Here is a 15,592-nt window from a genome sequence, read left to right as displayed (position 1 = left end):
GAATTATGAGTGCAATTGGTGGATATAGCAGTGATGTGAACCTAAACGATTTAAACTATGTGGGTGATTTTCCGGTGGAAAATAGCCTCGGTGGTTTTGGTGTTACAACTGGTGGAACAGATGACTATGTGTTAGAATTAGATCCTGCATTGAAAAATGCCTACCGACAAGGATTGAGTATTCAGGTGAAATTTAATCATGGTAATTCAGGCGTTTCAACAATCAATATCAATGGTAAGGGAGCGGTTCCAATAATGAAAGCCGTGAACGGTGTATTGGTGGACTTAGCTGCCGATGATTTGGGAACCATCAATCATTATTTATTACTATTTGATGGGACTTGTTTTCAAGTAGTAGCCGGTCTAAAATCGAGTATTGAAACGGCATCGGAAACCGTTGAAGGAAAAGCGAGAGTTGCCACGATTGAAGAAGTCAATGCAGGTACAAGTAACTCAACTTTTGTAACCCCTCAAAAGCTTGCAAGCTATGTAGCTGATAAGGTAACAGGACTTTGGGAAAACAAAGGAACTATTGACTGCTCAACGAATCCTAATTACCCGGCAGCCTTAGCCGGAGATGCTTATACGGTAAGTGCCGGAGGTAAAATTGGTGGAGCTGCTGGAGAAGATGTTCAGGAAATGGATGTAATTGTTTGTTTAGTTGACAATGCCGGAGGTGATCAGGCAAGCGTTGGAGCTTCATGGAATGTGATTCAAAGCAATGTTTCGCAAGCAACCGAAACTATTGCAGGAATAATCAAAGTGGCTTCACAGGCTTTGGTGAATGGTGGAATAGATGATTTGACTGCCATTACCCCTTTGAAACTGAAAACACTTTTGGATTCAAGACTGGCGACCGAAACACTTATCGGCTTAATCGAAATTGCTACTCAGGCAGAGACGGATTTAGGAGCTGATAACCAAAGAGCTATTACGCCATTGAGATTGAAAACTCGATTGGATAATTACCTTAATAGGGAATCCCTCCTTACCATCACGGCTGAACAGATAGGAACGACCATGTATCATACACCGGGAAGAAATCGCTATTCAGTAGTAAATGGAAACATGATACTGATTAAAGATATTCGATTAAAACGTACCGGTGGAACTGGTTCTGTTGCTGCATGGGTAATGAATTTCCCAAAGCCTAACAACAGTCCAACTGGAGCTTTATCAGGGACTTTAACTAGTAATCAAGGTGAAACTTTCTTTTACAACATTGATGGTAATGGAAGGGTATCAATATTTGGAAATTTTATAGATCCGAACGATGAATTGTTATTCAATATTCATCCCTATATCGCCAAATACCCAATCGAATACGATGCTACTTCACCTGCTTAAACGATGAATATGGAACTATGGAAAATAATTACGCTGATTTTAGGAGCTACCGGGTTTTGGAAGCTGCTTGAAATCCTTATTCGCCTACGTACCGACAAGAAAGTGAAGTTAGCAGAGGCTATTAACCTGCATGCACAGGCAGAAAATCAGATTGTTGCAAATTGGATACAGTGGTCGCAAATGTTAGAAAAGAGAATCAAAGAATCGGAGGAACATACAGAAGCATTACAAAAAGTAATAGAGAACCAACGCAAACGCATCCAAGATTTGGAGAAAAAAGTGGTTCACATGGAAAAACAGAATAAGGAATTAATTAACGAGCTAAAACGCATAAAATAAGTACGTCATGAAGGAAAATAAAACAATGAACATCTTGTTTGCAACATTTATGGTATTGTCCATTGCAAACATTTCAATCAATCTATTGAGAATGAAAAAGAGCTGCAAATGCCAAAGCGGTGAAAGCGGTGGTTGTAGTTGTCAAAAACAAGCATAGTCTATGGCAGTTCAGGTAGATAAAAAGGTAGTCTTTATGGGGGTTGGTATCCTTGTGGGTGTCATTGGTATTGCTATTGCAAGTCGTTGGCTTTACAAGAAATTGGATATTCAAACCAAGTTAAAGCTCCGTCAACTTCGACCTGAAGTAAGAAAGAAGGTCGAGAAGTTTCTTATCAAAGCTCAAAAGGCAGGCATCCCACTAAAAGTAACCAGTGCCTATCGTGATTGTGAAGAGCAAAACAAACTCTATGCACAAGGACGAACAGCTCCCGGAGGAATTGTTACCAATGCCAAATGCGGACAGTCGGATCACAATGTAGGAGTAGCAATAGATATTGTTCCTATTGTGGATGGACGAGCGAATTACAAAGTGCCTGAATCGGTATGGAATACCCTTGGAGTTATTGGTGAAAGTGTTGGTCTTTCCTGGGGAGGTCGATGGACTTCTTTTAAAGACCGTCCACATTTTTACGACCGAGGTGGTAAATCCATTGCACAGCTTTGGACTGAACAACAAAACTTAGCAAACCTAGCATAATGAGCGAAGCAACCAGAGTACATAAAAACGCCTATCGAAATGGCAATGCCTCTTCCATGTTGGATTATTTGGAAGAGTTAATACTGATTCAAAGTGGTGAAAACGGAAGACTAACCATTCCTGAAACTGAGCAAGGTTATGAAGACTTGGCGGTTACAGATACGGAGGTAGCTCAATTAACCATTCCTGAAAATGCAATTTCTGCAACTATTTCCATTGAAGCAGATGCAAGTGTAACAGATAAATCAAAAGTGATTCGTTTCAAAGAAAACGGTAGCGATCCAAGTGCAAATTCAGGTATTGCTTTAGGCGACAATGACCTTTACGAAATTACCGGTCGATGGAATTTGGAAAGCTTTCGAGTTATCGGAATTGAGACAGGGAAAAGCCATGTTATAAGAGTGCAATATTATCAATCTCCAAATAACACATGAGGTATATCAATAAACAACGCTTTGTAAAGGCAAGTCAAACCATCATTGAGGAAACTGGTGGAACAGATCCGGGAGGTGGAACTGGAGGTGGTGAAATTCAATTAACCAACCGTTCAGCTCAAATTTTAGAACCCGGTGATGTGGTAATCATTGAGAAAAATAATCCTTTATCGGTAACAACAACCAATTTGTATTACAGCGAAGATGTTATTGGAGTAGTGAAAACTGGCGGTGGAATTGGTCAATTGGTAACCATCCAAACATCAGGTATTGCGGATATAAAAATGACTGTTTTCCCTGTAAATATTGGCGACAACATTTATACCGGTGATGTTCATGGAAGAGGCTATGCTTCATCATCTTCCTGGCCGGGCACTTTTGCCAAAGCATTAGAATCAAAACCCAATGCCATATTAGGAACTGTAAAAGCCCTCTTATCGGGAGGTGTACCGGAAGTCTATTAAACGAACTACTATGATTGAAATACTAAAATTATCCATTCAGGAAAACAACGGTCAAAAAATGATTGGTGTCCGCTACCAAAAAGACGATCAAGCCCAACCGTTTGTAATTTTTCATTTTTCCGACCTCGATTCACCAACAGGTAATGTTGAATTGAAGGAGGCGGTGAAAGCTTATTTGTCAAATTGAATTATTTATTGAAATTCATTTTCTGTATCCGAATTGCATTGAATATTGCTAAAAGTGCCACTCCCACATCAGCAAAAACAGCCTCCCACATAGTTGCCAATCCGCCAGCTCCCAATACCAGAACAATCAGCTTCACGCCAAAGGCCAGTCCTATATTTTGCCACACAATACGTTTGGTTGCTTTACCTATTTTGATAGCAGTAGCAATTTTAGAAGGATGATCGGTTTGAATCACGACATCGGCTGTTTCAATGGCTGCATCGCTTCCCAATCCCCCCATTGCCATTCCTACATCGGCAACGGTAATAACGGGAGCATCATTTACGCCATCGCCAATAAAAGCGACCAAACGGCCTTCACTTTTCAGTCGTTCTACCTCTTTCACTTTGTCTTCGGGCAACAATCCTCCAAAGGCTTTATCCAATCCCAGTTGACCTGCAATTTTATCCACCACTACCTGCTTATCACCCGAAAGCATGATTACCTCTTTTATGTTGGCTTCATGCAGGGCCTTGATAGCTGCTTCTGCATCCTCTTTCAGGGTGTCTGCAATAGTAATGTATCCGGCATACTTGCCATCAATAGCCACCAAAACCATTGTGTCGGTCAGGTTATTTAATTGCTTGTCGTAGGTTACATTAAACTTGTCGAGCAATTTGCTGTTACCTGCAAGGATTTCGTTGTTGTTCACTTTCCCCTTTAACCCATGCCCAGATATTTCTTCAACCCCCGTAACAGAAACTTCCTTATAGGCCTCTCCTGCATATTCGACAATGGCTTGTGCTATGGGATGAGTGGAGTTTACTTCCAGAGCTGCTACCATTTTTACAAATTCCTTTTCATCGAATTCTTCTGAAACCACCTTTTGTACTTCAAAGATTCCTTTGGTGAGGGTTCCGGTTTTATCCATCACTACGGTATCTACTTTGGTTACCTGGTCAAGGTAATTGGAGCCTTTGAACAAGATACCGTTTTTAGATGCTGCACCGATACCGCCAAAGTATCCGAGTGGAATAGATACCACCAATGCACAGGGGCAGGATATAACCAGGAAGATGAGTGCCCGGTACAGCCAATCGTTGAAGACATAAGTATCTGTAAAAAAGTAAGGCAAAAAGGTTAATGCTACTGCCAGGAACACCACAATGGGTGTATAGACTTTAGCAAAGCTGGTAATGAATCGCTGAGTTTTTGCTTTTCTGCCTGTAGCTTCTTGTACCAGTTTCAGAATTTTGGACAGTTTGGTGTCTTCATATTTACTTGTAATTTTTATTTCTACCAGTGTATTCAGGTTGACCATGCCAGCTAAAACACTATCGCCTCTTTTCTTGTCGTCAGGTACTGATTCACCGGTAAGTGCTGCGGTATTAAAAGCTGCATGTTCGGTAAGCAGCTCTCCATCCAATGCTACTTTTTCACCAGATTTCACTTGTATCACTTGCCCGATCTCCACTTCCTTCGGATGCTTAATCTCTGTTTTCCCATTACTTAAAACCGTTACTTCTTCTACCTGTAATTTAAGCAGGGATTCGATGGAGCGTTTGGCTTTGTTAACGGCTGCTTCCTGAAACAATTCACCTACGGTATAAAATAGCATAACGGCTACGCCTTCGGCATATTCTCCAATGGCAAATGCACCAATAGTTGCTAAACTCATTAGGAAAAACTCATTGAATATATCTGCCGTAAATAGTTTTTTCAACGCTTTCCACACAACAGGTTTCCCTACGGCATAGTAGGCTATACCATAGACCAATAGCTGCAATTCGGTTTTAAATATTTCAGGGCTAATCTGTTCCACAATAATACCAGTTGCCAGCAGCGCAAAACTGAAAACTGCCGGAAAATAGGGACGGTATTTATCGAGCCAGGAAGTTTTTCCCTGCTCACTATTTAGTACTTCGTTACAACAACTTTTACTCATAATATTTTAATGTTTAAAGAAATACGATAACAAGCCCAATGCTATCAACACTATTCCAGTTATCTTTTTTTCATGGTGTTCCAGAAAATGCCATTTGAACTTTTCGATGCTCTTATTAGCCAAAACAACAAGCAGAATGCTTCCGGCAACTGTTACCACAAGATAAACTGCTGATAGCAACCAAACAGCCATCTGTCCATGTGTTCCAGCAACAAAATAGTAGGCTTCAATTTCTAGGCAAGGTGAGAGGAACATACTCAATGCCAGCGTAGCGATGATAGCCGGTTTAGATTTATTCTTTAGCCTTTCTTGTGATGGAAGGTGTTCATGATCGTTATGTTTGAGCGATATTGAAAAGTAAATCAAGCCCATAAGTACCAATACTAATGGAGCAACAACATCTGTAATGAGATGATAAGTATTGGATAACCTATATCCAATAATGCCAATCACAATACCAAGCAATATAGTACTTAAAGTGTGGGAAAAACTGGTGATAGCTGTTACTCCAATCAGTTCTTTTTTGCTCCATTTTTCTGACCTGCCAATCATTACCACTGGTATCCAGTGGTTTGGAATGGCAGCATGAATGATGCTCAATAATATGCTTCCTGCAAGTAGGTTAATCATTGTTTATTTTTTCCATTAAATAAGTTTCGGCATCACTTACCGTATGTATCTGTTCGGTATCATCATCAGGAATGGAAACATTAAACTCACTTTCAAACTCCATAATGAGTTCTACCATATCCAAAGAATCAGCCCCCAGATCATCGGTAAATTTTGCTTCCGGTTGAATATCCTCCTGACTGACACCGAGCTTGTCAATCAGAAGCTTGTTAAATCTTTCTGTAAAATCATTCATGTTTCACTATTTTTATGCGTTTCAATATGGCTTTGGAGTAAGCCTTTTAAGCTATCCAGATAATCCGAGAAAGTTTTTACAGTCAACTCAGGATGCTGATATGATGTGATTGTAATTGGATTCTCATCCAGATACCTATAAACCTCTGGATATTCCTGCTCAATTTTTAACGTCAGTTCGTTAATTTCCTTGGTGAGTTGTTGCAGTTTTTTCATGGCTTTTATCTTATAGTTGCTCAATTACCTTTTTCAATTTATCTCTGACCTGAACAGCTACCTCTCCCAATGCTTCATTTTCGATTGCCATCATGGAAGCAACAGGATCTACTGCTGACACTTCGATGATTCCTGGTTCTCTTTCCTGAACAATAACATTGCAGGGCAACATTGTACCGATTTTGTCCTCTGCTTGCAGTGCCTTATAAGCAAATGGAGGATTGCAAGCTCCCAAGATTCTGTAATTATAGAAGTCAACATCCAATTTTTCCTTTAAGGTGGCTTTGATGTCTATTTCTGTTAATACGCCAAATCCTTCTGTCTTTAATTCCTCTATAATTCTTTCGATGGCTCTATCAAAAGTTATGTTGTTCAATGTTGTTTTAAAATAATAATCCATTTTCTGTTTGTTTTAGTGAATAAATAGTTTGATACGGTCAATTAATCATCATCGTCTCCACCTTCGGCATTTTTAAGTTGTGATAACAGGTAGAAGGCTCCTTTGACAACAACCTTAACGTCATTTTCAAGGTCTTCAATAGGAACTACTTCTATATAGCCTAATTCTGAAATTCCTGTTTTTACTTCTACCATACGAAAAGTTAATTCTTCCTCATTTTCCTCGGATTCTTCCATACTGGTCTCGTCTTCATCATTGTCTTCCTCAATCTGTTCCTTCTCATCTTCATCATTATTCGCTTTCCCGTCTTCTTCTCCTTCAACTTGAATAAAAATGTATTCACTGCCTCCTGAACGAACAACAGCTTCAACGGGTATGGCTTTAACCGTTTGTTCACCTACCGCTATAAGGGCATTGACATACATGCCTTGTACTAAGCCGAGCTTTTCATTGTTTTTGATTTCAGCATGTACAGCAAGTGATTTTGTCTCATTTTCAAATGCTTTGGCAACTCCAAAAACTTCTCCTTCAATTTGCTCGCTACCTTGGTTGGTCATAATAAAACTGACTTTTTGCCCGATATTAACTTTGAACAAGTCTTTTTCATATACCAACAGGTCAACATGGATATGCCTGTTGTCAATAATCTCAAAAAGTTGCTTACTTGGCTCTACGTATTCTCCAATTCGTATTCGCACATGGCCGACATATCCGCTAATAGGAGCGAGAATGGATATAGCGTTTTTGATTTGACCGTTTTCGAGTTCATCGGTAGAAATATGCAATAATCTAAGTTGGTTTTGCAGCGAACTGAACTTTGCCTTTTCAGCGTTGTAATTAGCTTGGGTTTGTTGAAAAACTTTCCCTGAACTTACATTTTCCTCATACAACTCTTTTTGCCGTGCATATTCCTGTTCAACGAATACCAGGTTACCTTTAGTTTTAAGATATTCTTCCTGTAATTTGAGAAAGTCTTGATGTTCTAAAGTGGCCAAAACAGCTCCTTTTTCTACAAAATCACTTTCAATTACATGAATGGATTTTACTACTCCACCCATAAAAGAAGAAACACTTGCCTGATACTGAGGGGGTACTTCTAAATGACCGTTTGCCTTTATAACATTTTTCAAGTTTTTGTTTTCAAACGTTCCCATTTGAATCCCCACATGTTCATACTGTGAGGAAGTAATTTCAACCTGGTTAGCGATTGTTTCTTCTTCGTGTTCTTCTTCAACTGTTTTTTCTGATTGGCAAGCAGTAAAAATGCTGCTGCCCACAAGCACTATGGCTATATATTTATTTATTGTTTTCATAATTATTTTCCTCCTATAATGGTTTCAAGTGAGATAATGGTTTGATTGTACTGATTGAGATTCTCTTGATATGCTGATTTAATAGACAAGGCGGTATTAATGCCTTGTACATACTCAACATATCCTATCTCTCCTGCTTTATACCCTTTTTCCGCATTTCGGATAATCAATGCTGAATTTGGTATTGCTTGTTGGGAATAATAGTCCAGTACACTTTGATATTTAAATAATTGTTGGACAAGTTGTTCAAATTCTGACTGAATAGTCGCTTGATAATACTCCAAATCAGCTATTGCAATGTCCTGACTGATTTTGCCGGCCTTTATTTTAGCAGCTTGAGGTCTAAACCATAATGGAATGGCCACCCCGACTTTAAATGCTGAAAACCTATCAGTAGATGTGAAATTCTGATCCACTCCATTGATGGTTTCTGTTCCAATCATTGATTGGCTAACATATCCTATCGAAAACTCTGGCAACAATTTTGAACGTTCTACTTTCGTAGCTGCCTGACTAATTGCGACCTGTTGCCTGATATAAGCCAAATAGGGGTTGCTATTAAGAGCCATACTATCTTTAGGCAAGTCAATTGCTTTTATTTCCAGTTCGGTTCTGGCAATTGCAGCAGGATGGTCGATTTGCAATAATGCTTGTAACTGCCTTCGGAATATTTGAATATTCGCTTCGGCTTGGACAATCTTATTCCTCACTTCCATCAACTGCGTTTCAGCAGTTGTTTTTTCCAGTAAATTGGCTTCACCTGTTTTAAACCGAAGTTCCGCAGCCTTTTTAAAATTACTGTATATGCTATCCTGTGAACGAAATAAGTCCAGTAAAGCATTCAAATACACCAATTGATAATAGGTAGATTTTACCTGACCAATCAGCTCGTTTTGGGTAACTGCCAATCGTTGCTCACTTCCTTTAATATTTGCCTGGGTCAATCGAGCTTGGCTGGAATATACCGTAGGCAAAGAGAAATTTTGGGAAATCCCGAATTTGTTATCATCTACTAACGGACTATTGAATTGTCCCTGTTGGTAGTCAAAATTGGTTTTACCTAAATCAAAGGAAGCCCTTTTGAGGGTTTTTTGTCGTTCCACTTCCAAGTTGGCAGATTTAATGCTAGAGTTGTTTTTTACCGCTTGCTCAATGGCTTGGTCTAAGGTCAAAACAGAGGCAGAATCGGTCTGTGCATTCGCCTTTGAAGGAGCAAACATGAAGCTGCCGGATACCAACACAATAATCATTGCTGTCTTATTGATACCTCCTTTTCTTTTATAGACACTCGAAACAAGGATGTACAATATGGGAAGCACTACCAATGTCAACAGTGTGGCTGATAGTAAGCCCCCTATGACTACCGTTGCCAAAGGTTTTTGAACTTCTGCACCTGCTGTTGATGATAATGCCATTGGCAAGAATCCTAAAGAAGCCACTGCAGCCGTCATAATAACTGGTCGTAGTCTCACTCTTGTCCCTGTTAATACCCGTTCGGTTATGTCAGTCATCCCTTCTTCTTTCAAGCGATTGAAATAACCTATTAATACGATACCGTTTAGTACTGCTACACCAAACAAGGCAATAAATCCAACCCCAGCGGATATACTAAAAGGCATATCCCTGAAATACAAAGCAAAAATACCACCGATAGCGGACAAAGGGATCGCTGTAAATATCAATAACGATTGTTTGATAGACCGGAAAGTAAAGAACAGCAATGCGAAAATCAGCAACAATGCTGCTGGTACGGCAATGGCTAATCTTTTTTTGGCTGCTATCAGATTTTCAAACTGACCTCCATAAGTGATGTAATATCCAGAAGGCAGTTTTAACTGTTCATCTAATTTTCCTTGAATTTCTTCAACTACTGACTGTACATCCCTGTCTCTGACATTAAAGCCGACAAAAATTCGTCTTTTGGTATCATCACGTGAAATTTGTGCAGGCCCTTCCTGAAATTTTACCGTTGCAAGCTGGCTTAACGGAACTTGTTTGCCTGACGGAAGAGGAATAAACAATGAGCTGATGTCGTCAATATCCGTACGAAAGTCTTGGTTTAACCTTACCACCATATCAAATCGTCTTTCACCTTCATATATTACTCCAGCTACTTGGCCAGCGAATGCTGTCTTTAAGACTGTATTAACATCCTCAATATTTAATTCATACTGTGCTATTTTATCTCGGTTGTATTCAACATTGATTTGTGGAAGTCCTGCAATTCGCTCTACAAATGGTTCGCTAATACCATCTACGGATGAAATAATATCTGCTACTTCATCTGCCTTTAGAGCTAATACATCCAAATCTTCTCCGTAAATTTTGACGGCTACGTCCTGCCGAATACCGGTCATCAATTCATTAAAACGCATTTGGATGGGTTGTGTAATCTCTACCCGAACACCCAACTGGACTTCTAATGCTTCTTCCATTTGCTCCATCAATTCCAACCTATTGTCGGCACTTGTCCATTCTGACTTGTCTTTTAGAATCACCATTACATCGGCTCTTTCAATCGGCATAGGGTCAGTAGGAATTTCTGAACTTCCAATTCTTGAAACTACTTCGGTTACTTCTGGAAATTTATTTATCAATATTTTTTCCATTTCAGTAATGGTTTTAACCGTTTGCGACAAAGATGTTCCTTGCATCAGTGTTGCCTCCACAGTAAGGTCTCCTTCTTCAAGTGTTGGAATAAATTCTCCCCCCATACGACTGAATGTGAATAAGCTAATGGCAAATAAACCAACCGCAATACTGAGAACTGCTATCTTATGCTTTAATGCGTAATGAATGACCGGATTATAGAGCTTTTGAAAAAAGTCCATTATCCTATCTGAAATAGTCCTTTTATGGCTGATTTTTTTACTTAGGAATAAAGCCGAAGCCATAGGGACATAGGTAAGTGATAGTAAAAATGCTCCTAAAATTGCAAATGAAACCGTCTGTGCCATTGGCCCAAACATTTTACCTTCAATGCCTACAAGAGCCAGTATCGGGAAATAAACAATTAAGATGATAATTTCTCCAAATGCAGCCGAACTTCTGATTTTTGAAGATGCTTGATAAACTTCTTCATCCATTTCTGCTTGGTTCATCCGCTTGGTATTCTTTAGACTGGTAATTCGATGGACTATACTTTCTACTATAATCACAGCACCATCTACAATCAATCCAAAATCTATTGCTCCTAAACTCATTAAGTTTCCAGAAACACCAAAAAGGTTCATCATGGCAAATGCAAATAGCATGGATAAAGGGATAACCGAAGCAACGATTAATCCTGCCCTCGCATTTCCAAGAAGCAATACCAGGATAAAGATGACGATCAACGCACCTTCAATAAGATTTTTGCTAACTGTGCCGATCGCCTTGTCAATGAGTTTAGTTCTGTCAATAAAAGGTTCAATTGTAACCCCTTCTGGTAATGACTTTTGTATGGTCTTCACCTTTTCTTTTACTCGCTCAACAACTTCGGCTGTATTGGCTCCTTTTAACATCAGCGTTACACCGGCAACAACTTCACCTTCTCCATTTCGTGTAACTGCACCATATCGAATTGCATTTCCGTACCGAACTGTTGACACATCACGAATGAGAATAGGTACTCCCTTTTCGCTTTTTACAATTATTTTTTCTATGTCCTCCAATTTTTTGGCAAGCCCGATACCTCTAATAAAATAGGCATTGGAACCTTTTTCAATGTATGCACCACCTGTGTTTTCGTTGTTTTTTTCCAATGCTTTGAAAACTTCCGCAATGCTTACATTCATGCTATTGAGCTTTTCAGGATTGATGGCTACTTCATATTGTTTTAGGAATCCACCCCATCCACTTATTTCAGCTATTCCCTCCGTTCCTGCTAACTGTCTTTTTACTATCCAGTCTTGGATGGTTCGCAGCTCCATTGCAGAATAGACGGTATCATAGCCTGGGTCTGTATGTAAAACATAATGGTATATTTCACCCAAGCCAGTTGTGATAGGAGCCAGTTCAGGAGATCCCAAACCTTTGGGAATATCTTGTTCAGCTTCTTTCAATCGTTCCGTTACAAGTTGTCTGGCCAGATAGGTGTCCATATTATCTTTAAAAACAATCGTTACTACCGAAATCCCAAATCGTGAGATTGAACGCTTTTCAATTACTCCTGGCACATTGGCCAATGCAATTTCAATGGGGTAGGTAATAAACTGCTCTACCTCTTGTGCTGCAAGTGTGGGTGCAAGTGTGAGCACTTGTACCTGGTTGTTTGTGATGTCAGGTACAGCATCTATCGGGAGCTTATTTACGGAGTAACCACCCCAAATAATAAGTGCCACTACAAACAGCCCGACTATTAATTTGTTCTTTATTGAGAACGCTATGAGTTTATCTATCATGAACTATTGATTTAAGTGTTTTGTGTAGTAATGCCAAAGCCGACCAATAATAGCGAGTATCAAAAGGGTGCTGAATAGCACGATGACTACAATTCTTATAATATTTTGCCACAAGGGTATCTTTTTCTTCCATTTCCCCATTTATTTGGAGGTGATTTTTACAGGAATAGCTGTAAGACATTAAAAATAATACTGCGGGAAGTTGTTATCGGATGTTAGATGTGTGTACCATCACACTTAGCAAACAAAGTTTATTTGCTTCTCATGTGTTTAATCAATACAACAATTTGATAACTATTAGGAAATTTTTGGCGGATGCCAAATGGCATGAATTAAATCGAAAGAAATGCCATCGTTATAAGCTCTTAGTAGCTTATTGTCATTAACCGGAGCTAATTGACGATCAACTTTATTATAAACAACAGAGATTACGTGAATGTGGCTACATTGGCAGCCACATAGAGGAGGACATGTTTCATTTTGTTGACCTCCATTGTTCTCTTGGTCAGATTTAGTATCCAGTCCAGAATAAACTTCTTCGCATTGTGTATCACAGCAAGCACCCTCAAATGGTACTATAGATAGAACCAAAATAAAAGTGGCTAATATGACTGCGAAGAATTTCATTTGACCACAAATTTAAGGAAAAAGGAAATGCAATGGTATTGCAAAGTTACTGTTTGCAATTTCCGCAAATACCCTTTATGACCATATTGATTTCCGCAAGCTCAAAATTAACAGGTAGTTGCACCATTGGCACACTTGTTTGCGTAACACAAAAAGTTTCTTTACAGTGGGTACAATGAAAGTGAACGTGAAGGTCTTCGGGATTACATTCACATCCTTCCAGACAAAGTGCGTATTTAGGAACTCCGGTTCCATCATCAATGCTATGAATAAGTTTGTTTTTTTCAAACGTTTTTAAGGTGCGGTATAAGGTGGTACGATCTACCCGTTCAAATGAACTTTCCAATTCGGTTAAACCTATAGCACTGGAACGCTGCATCAATTGTTGCAGTACCAATAACCGCATGGTTGTAGGCTTGATTTTTTTCGATAATAATTTTTGTTCTAATTTTTCATTCATGAGCCTTAAATATACGTTTCACCTTGACTAAAAGTTTATATAGTCTAATAAATTAATTGCTACTATCTCAAGGTTCAGTTTTTCCATTTCCATTCTTACAACGGCCAAAATATCGTGAGCAGCACATGTTTTTTTTTTTGATCTTTAAGGTCTTTGTTGACATTTTTATTCTCTATTTCAGTCGTGTGTTTTATCCAATCATAATTCCCTGTTCGGTTTTTTGTTTTGATACGTGGATGTTCCTGATTAACGCATAAGCCAATGCCAATGGCCCGATCCGTCCTATGAACATGCTTGCCATGATGACAGACTTACCAACGGTTGAAAGTTCGGGTGTAATCCCAGTGGATAACCCCACTGTGCCAAATGCTGAAATTTCCTCAAAGCATAATTGAACAATTGTTTTATCGGGTTCTACTATTATCAAGATGATTACACTTACAACAATTACCCCAAAGGAGTAAAGCAGAATAGTTCCAGCCTTTTTCACCAGCACACCCGTCAAAAAGGATGTTCCATAATCAATTGCTTTTTCCTTTCTTTTAACAATCGCCAAAAGCAGAACAGTAAATGTGGAGGTTTTGATACCACCTCCGGTAGAGCCAGATGAAGCTCCTATAAACATCAATATCATTGTAGCCACTATCACAATGGGGGTTAGGTTTGAGAAGGGAACTGTATTGAATCCTGCAGTACGTGCAGTAACAGATTGAAAAAAGGAAGTTGTTATTGCTTCCGAAAAATCTTGCTTACCAAGTGTGTTGCCTTTTTCAGCAATGAAAAATACAGCTGCCCCAACGAAAACCAGCAATATGGTACTGAGCCAGGCAATTTTGCTTTGTACGGGTAATTTCGTGCGAAACCTGTGTTTGAAAAGGCTGAACGTGTCTTGTATTGTAGTAAATCCTAATCCTCCCAGAACAATCAACAGTGCAACAGTAATGTGCAGAGTAAATGTACTTTGCACAATAGCACTTGCAAAGCCATCTGTAAATAAGGTAAATCCGGCATTGTTAAAAGCGGATATGGCGTGAAACACAGAATAAAATAGCTTTTCTGAATTGTCAGAAAATCCCACCTGCGGATCCCATTGATGATAAAGTATGACTGTTCCGATAAACTCAATAATCAATGTGGTAAACACAACCATTTTCACCATGTTCTTTGTACTGTCCAGACTATCGGTGTGGAGCAATTCTTTGATGGTCGTACGGTTTCTATGTCCTTCTACACTTTTGCGGAAAAAGGAAATAAAATAGGTTGCGAAAGCAATAATGTTTAACCCTCCGAACTGGATAAGTAACAGGATTAATACTTTTCCCTTCAACGAAAAAAAGGTAGCGGTATCAACTACTATCAAGCCAGTAACACAATTGGCACTAATGGAAGTGAACAAGGCATCTATAAATGACATTCCCTGCTTGTCAGCACTCATTTCGGGAAGCATTAATAGGGAACTACCGATTATGATAAGCACCACAAAGGACAGAATGAACAGTATCGGAGGGGAGATTTTCCAAATGGTACTCCGGGAAGTGGCTTTGCCTAATTCAATACCAACAATAAATAACAACCATACATGAAGGAAAAGGATGAAAACATGGTCATGGTTTTCAATACTAGTAAAGGATAGTAATAAACGTATGATTGAAAAATCCAGCAACCAGTTCATCAGGAACTCCAAAATAAAAAACAAAAAGAACAGATACTCTAATCTATTCCTGCTAAAGTGGTCACTGACATTACCTGATAGTTTTGCTCTAAACCCAAATTGAATGAGGTAAAAACCAAAGCAAATGTTCAGGTAAAGCAAGTGAGGGTGCAGGTAGTGTGGCTGGTACTCATAACCATGCCACCATACCAATGTTCCTATCACAGATATGGAAACCAGTAGATTTAAAAAATTGAATATTTGAATTAATTTAGCCAAATTTTCTTA

The 15,592-nt window shown here is 39.1% G+C and carries 16 protein-coding genes; 6 read left to right on the top strand and 10 right to left on the bottom strand.

The window, feature by feature from the left end; genetic code table 11:
• Positions 1-5: 5 nt before the first annotated feature.
• The 6 genes from R3D00_11565 (at position 6) to R3D00_11540 (ending at position 3,467) form a co-directional block, all read left to right on the top strand.
• Positions 6-1,346 (top strand): hypothetical protein, encoded by a 1,341-nt coding sequence (locus R3D00_11565; GenBank protein MEZ4773812.1) that lies wholly within the window; start codon positions 6-8, stop codon positions 1,344-1,346.
• Positions 1,347-1,355: 9 nt separating this feature from the next.
• Entirely contained in the window at positions 1,356-1,685 is a 330-nt protein-coding gene (locus tag R3D00_11560) for a hypothetical protein (protein ID MEZ4773811.1), read from the top strand.
• 160 nt (positions 1,686-1,845) lie between these two features.
• Positions 1,846-2,382, top strand: coding sequence for a M15 family metallopeptidase (locus tag R3D00_11555; GenBank protein ID MEZ4773810.1), 537 nt, complete (start codon positions 1,846-1,848; stop codon positions 2,380-2,382).
• Positions 2,382-2,816: a hypothetical protein gene (locus R3D00_11550; protein ID MEZ4773809.1), complete on the top strand. Its 435-nt coding sequence runs from the start codon at positions 2,382-2,384 to the stop codon at positions 2,814-2,816. The genes R3D00_11555 and R3D00_11550 overlap by 1 nt, the downstream gene beginning before the upstream one ends.
• Positions 2,813-3,280 (top strand): hypothetical protein, encoded by a 468-nt coding sequence (locus R3D00_11545; protein MEZ4773808.1) that lies wholly within the window; start codon positions 2,813-2,815, stop codon positions 3,278-3,280. Before R3D00_11550 ends, R3D00_11545 begins: the two co-directional genes overlap by 4 nt.
• A 10-nt stretch (positions 3,281-3,290) precedes the next feature.
• The gene (locus R3D00_11540) at positions 3,291-3,467 is read left to right on the top strand and encodes a hypothetical protein (GenBank protein MEZ4773807.1); all 177 of its coding nucleotides are present in this window, start codon (positions 3,291-3,293) and stop codon (positions 3,465-3,467) included.
• 1 nt (position 3,468) lies between these two features.
• Here R3D00_11540 and R3D00_11535 read toward each other — a convergent pair whose 3' ends face one another.
• The 10 genes from R3D00_11535 to R3D00_11490 form a co-directional block, all read right to left on the bottom strand.
• Positions 3,469-5,391 carry a heavy metal translocating P-type ATPase gene (locus tag R3D00_11535; protein ID MEZ4773806.1) on the bottom strand — a complete coding sequence of 641 codons (1,923 nt, stop codon included), beginning with the start codon at positions 5,389-5,391 and terminating at the stop codon, positions 3,469-3,471.
• Between the two features lie 6 nt (positions 5,392-5,397).
• Positions 5,398-6,021: a hypothetical protein gene (locus tag R3D00_11530; protein MEZ4773805.1), complete on the bottom strand. Its 624-nt coding sequence runs from the start codon at positions 6,019-6,021 to the stop codon at positions 5,398-5,400.
• Entirely contained in the window at positions 6,014-6,256 is a 243-nt protein-coding gene (locus R3D00_11525; GenBank protein ID MEZ4773804.1) for an acyl carrier protein, read from the bottom strand. Before R3D00_11525 ends, R3D00_11530 begins: the two co-directional genes overlap by 8 nt.
• Complete coding sequence (locus tag R3D00_11520; protein ID MEZ4773803.1) at positions 6,253-6,471, bottom strand: hypothetical protein; 219 nt, start codon at positions 6,469-6,471, stop codon at positions 6,253-6,255. Before R3D00_11520 ends, R3D00_11525 begins: the two co-directional genes overlap by 4 nt.
• A 10-nt stretch (positions 6,472-6,481) precedes the next feature.
• Complete coding sequence (locus tag R3D00_11515; GenBank protein MEZ4773802.1) at positions 6,482-6,871, bottom strand: DUF302 domain-containing protein; 390 nt, start codon at positions 6,869-6,871, stop codon at positions 6,482-6,484.
• Positions 6,872-6,912: 41 nt separating this feature from the next.
• Positions 6,913-8,184, bottom strand: a complete 1,272-nt coding sequence (locus R3D00_11510) for an efflux RND transporter periplasmic adaptor subunit (GenBank protein ID MEZ4773801.1) — start codon at positions 8,182-8,184, stop codon at positions 6,913-6,915.
• Positions 8,185-8,186: 2 nt separating this feature from the next.
• Positions 8,187-12,566 carry a CusA/CzcA family heavy metal efflux RND transporter gene (locus R3D00_11505; GenBank protein ID MEZ4773800.1) on the bottom strand — a complete coding sequence of 1,460 codons (4,380 nt, stop codon included), beginning with the start codon at positions 12,564-12,566 and terminating at the stop codon, positions 8,187-8,189.
• 297 nt (positions 12,567-12,863) lie between these two features.
• Positions 12,864-13,193: a DUF6660 family protein gene (locus R3D00_11500; protein MEZ4773799.1), complete on the bottom strand. Its 330-nt coding sequence runs from the start codon at positions 13,191-13,193 to the stop codon at positions 12,864-12,866.
• A 46-nt stretch (positions 13,194-13,239) separates the two neighbouring features.
• A complete protein-coding gene (locus R3D00_11495; protein MEZ4773798.1) occupies positions 13,240-13,653 on the bottom strand; it encodes a transcriptional repressor in 414 nt (137 codons plus the stop codon).
• Positions 13,654-13,843: 190 nt separating this feature from the next.
• Positions 13,844-15,583 carry a potassium transporter TrkG gene (locus R3D00_11490; protein MEZ4773797.1) on the bottom strand — a complete coding sequence of 580 codons (1,740 nt, stop codon included), beginning with the start codon at positions 15,581-15,583 and terminating at the stop codon, positions 13,844-13,846.
• Between the last annotated feature and the right edge of the window lie 9 nt (positions 15,584-15,592).

This window comes from Bacteroidia bacterium (genome assembly GCA_041391665.1).
Lineage (GTDB): Bacteria > Bacteroidota > Bacteroidia > J057 > J057 > JAGQVA01.
The sequence above is the reverse complement of the archived record's forward strand: the minus strand, read 5'-3'. Positions and strand labels throughout refer to the sequence as shown.

Coding starts and splice junctions, on each gene's coding strand:
- R3D00_11500 (MEZ4773799.1), bottom strand. CDS start 13,193: ATGAAATTCTTCGCAGTCATATTAGCCACTTTTATTTTGGTTCTATCT.
- R3D00_11550 (MEZ4773809.1), top strand. CDS start 2,382: ATGAGCGAAGCAACCAGAGTACATAAAAACGCCTATCGAAATGGCAAT.
- R3D00_11560 (MEZ4773811.1), top strand. CDS start 1,356: ATGGAACTATGGAAAATAATTACGCTGATTTTAGGAGCTACCGGGTTT.
- R3D00_11510 (MEZ4773801.1), bottom strand. CDS start 8,184: ATGAAAACAATAAATAAATATATAGCCATAGTGCTTGTGGGCAGCAGC.
- R3D00_11520 (MEZ4773803.1), bottom strand. CDS start 6,471: ATGAAAAAACTGCAACAACTCACCAAGGAAATTAACGAACTGACGTTA.
- R3D00_11515 (MEZ4773802.1), bottom strand. CDS start 6,871: ATGGATTATTATTTTAAAACAACATTGAACAACATAACTTTTGATAGA.
- R3D00_11545 (MEZ4773808.1), top strand. CDS start 2,813: ATGAGGTATATCAATAAACAACGCTTTGTAAAGGCAAGTCAAACCATC.
- R3D00_11535 (MEZ4773806.1), bottom strand. CDS start 5,391: ATGAGTAAAAGTTGTTGTAACGAAGTACTAAATAGTGAGCAGGGAAAA.
- R3D00_11530 (MEZ4773805.1), bottom strand. CDS start 6,021: ATGATTAACCTACTTGCAGGAAGCATATTATTGAGCATCATTCATGCT.
- R3D00_11525 (MEZ4773804.1), bottom strand. CDS start 6,256: ATGAATGATTTTACAGAAAGATTTAACAAGCTTCTGATTGACAAGCTC.
- R3D00_11505 (MEZ4773800.1), bottom strand. CDS start 12,566: ATGATAGATAAACTCATAGCGTTCTCAATAAAGAACAAATTAATAGTC.
- R3D00_11495 (MEZ4773798.1), bottom strand. CDS start 13,653: ATGAATGAAAAATTAGAACAAAAATTATTATCGAAAAAAATCAAGCCT.
- R3D00_11555 (MEZ4773810.1), top strand. CDS start 1,846: ATGGCAGTTCAGGTAGATAAAAAGGTAGTCTTTATGGGGGTTGGTATC.
- R3D00_11565 (MEZ4773812.1), top strand. CDS start 6: ATGAGTGCAATTGGTGGATATAGCAGTGATGTGAACCTAAACGATTTA.
- R3D00_11540 (MEZ4773807.1), top strand. CDS start 3,291: ATGATTGAAATACTAAAATTATCCATTCAGGAAAACAACGGTCAAAAA.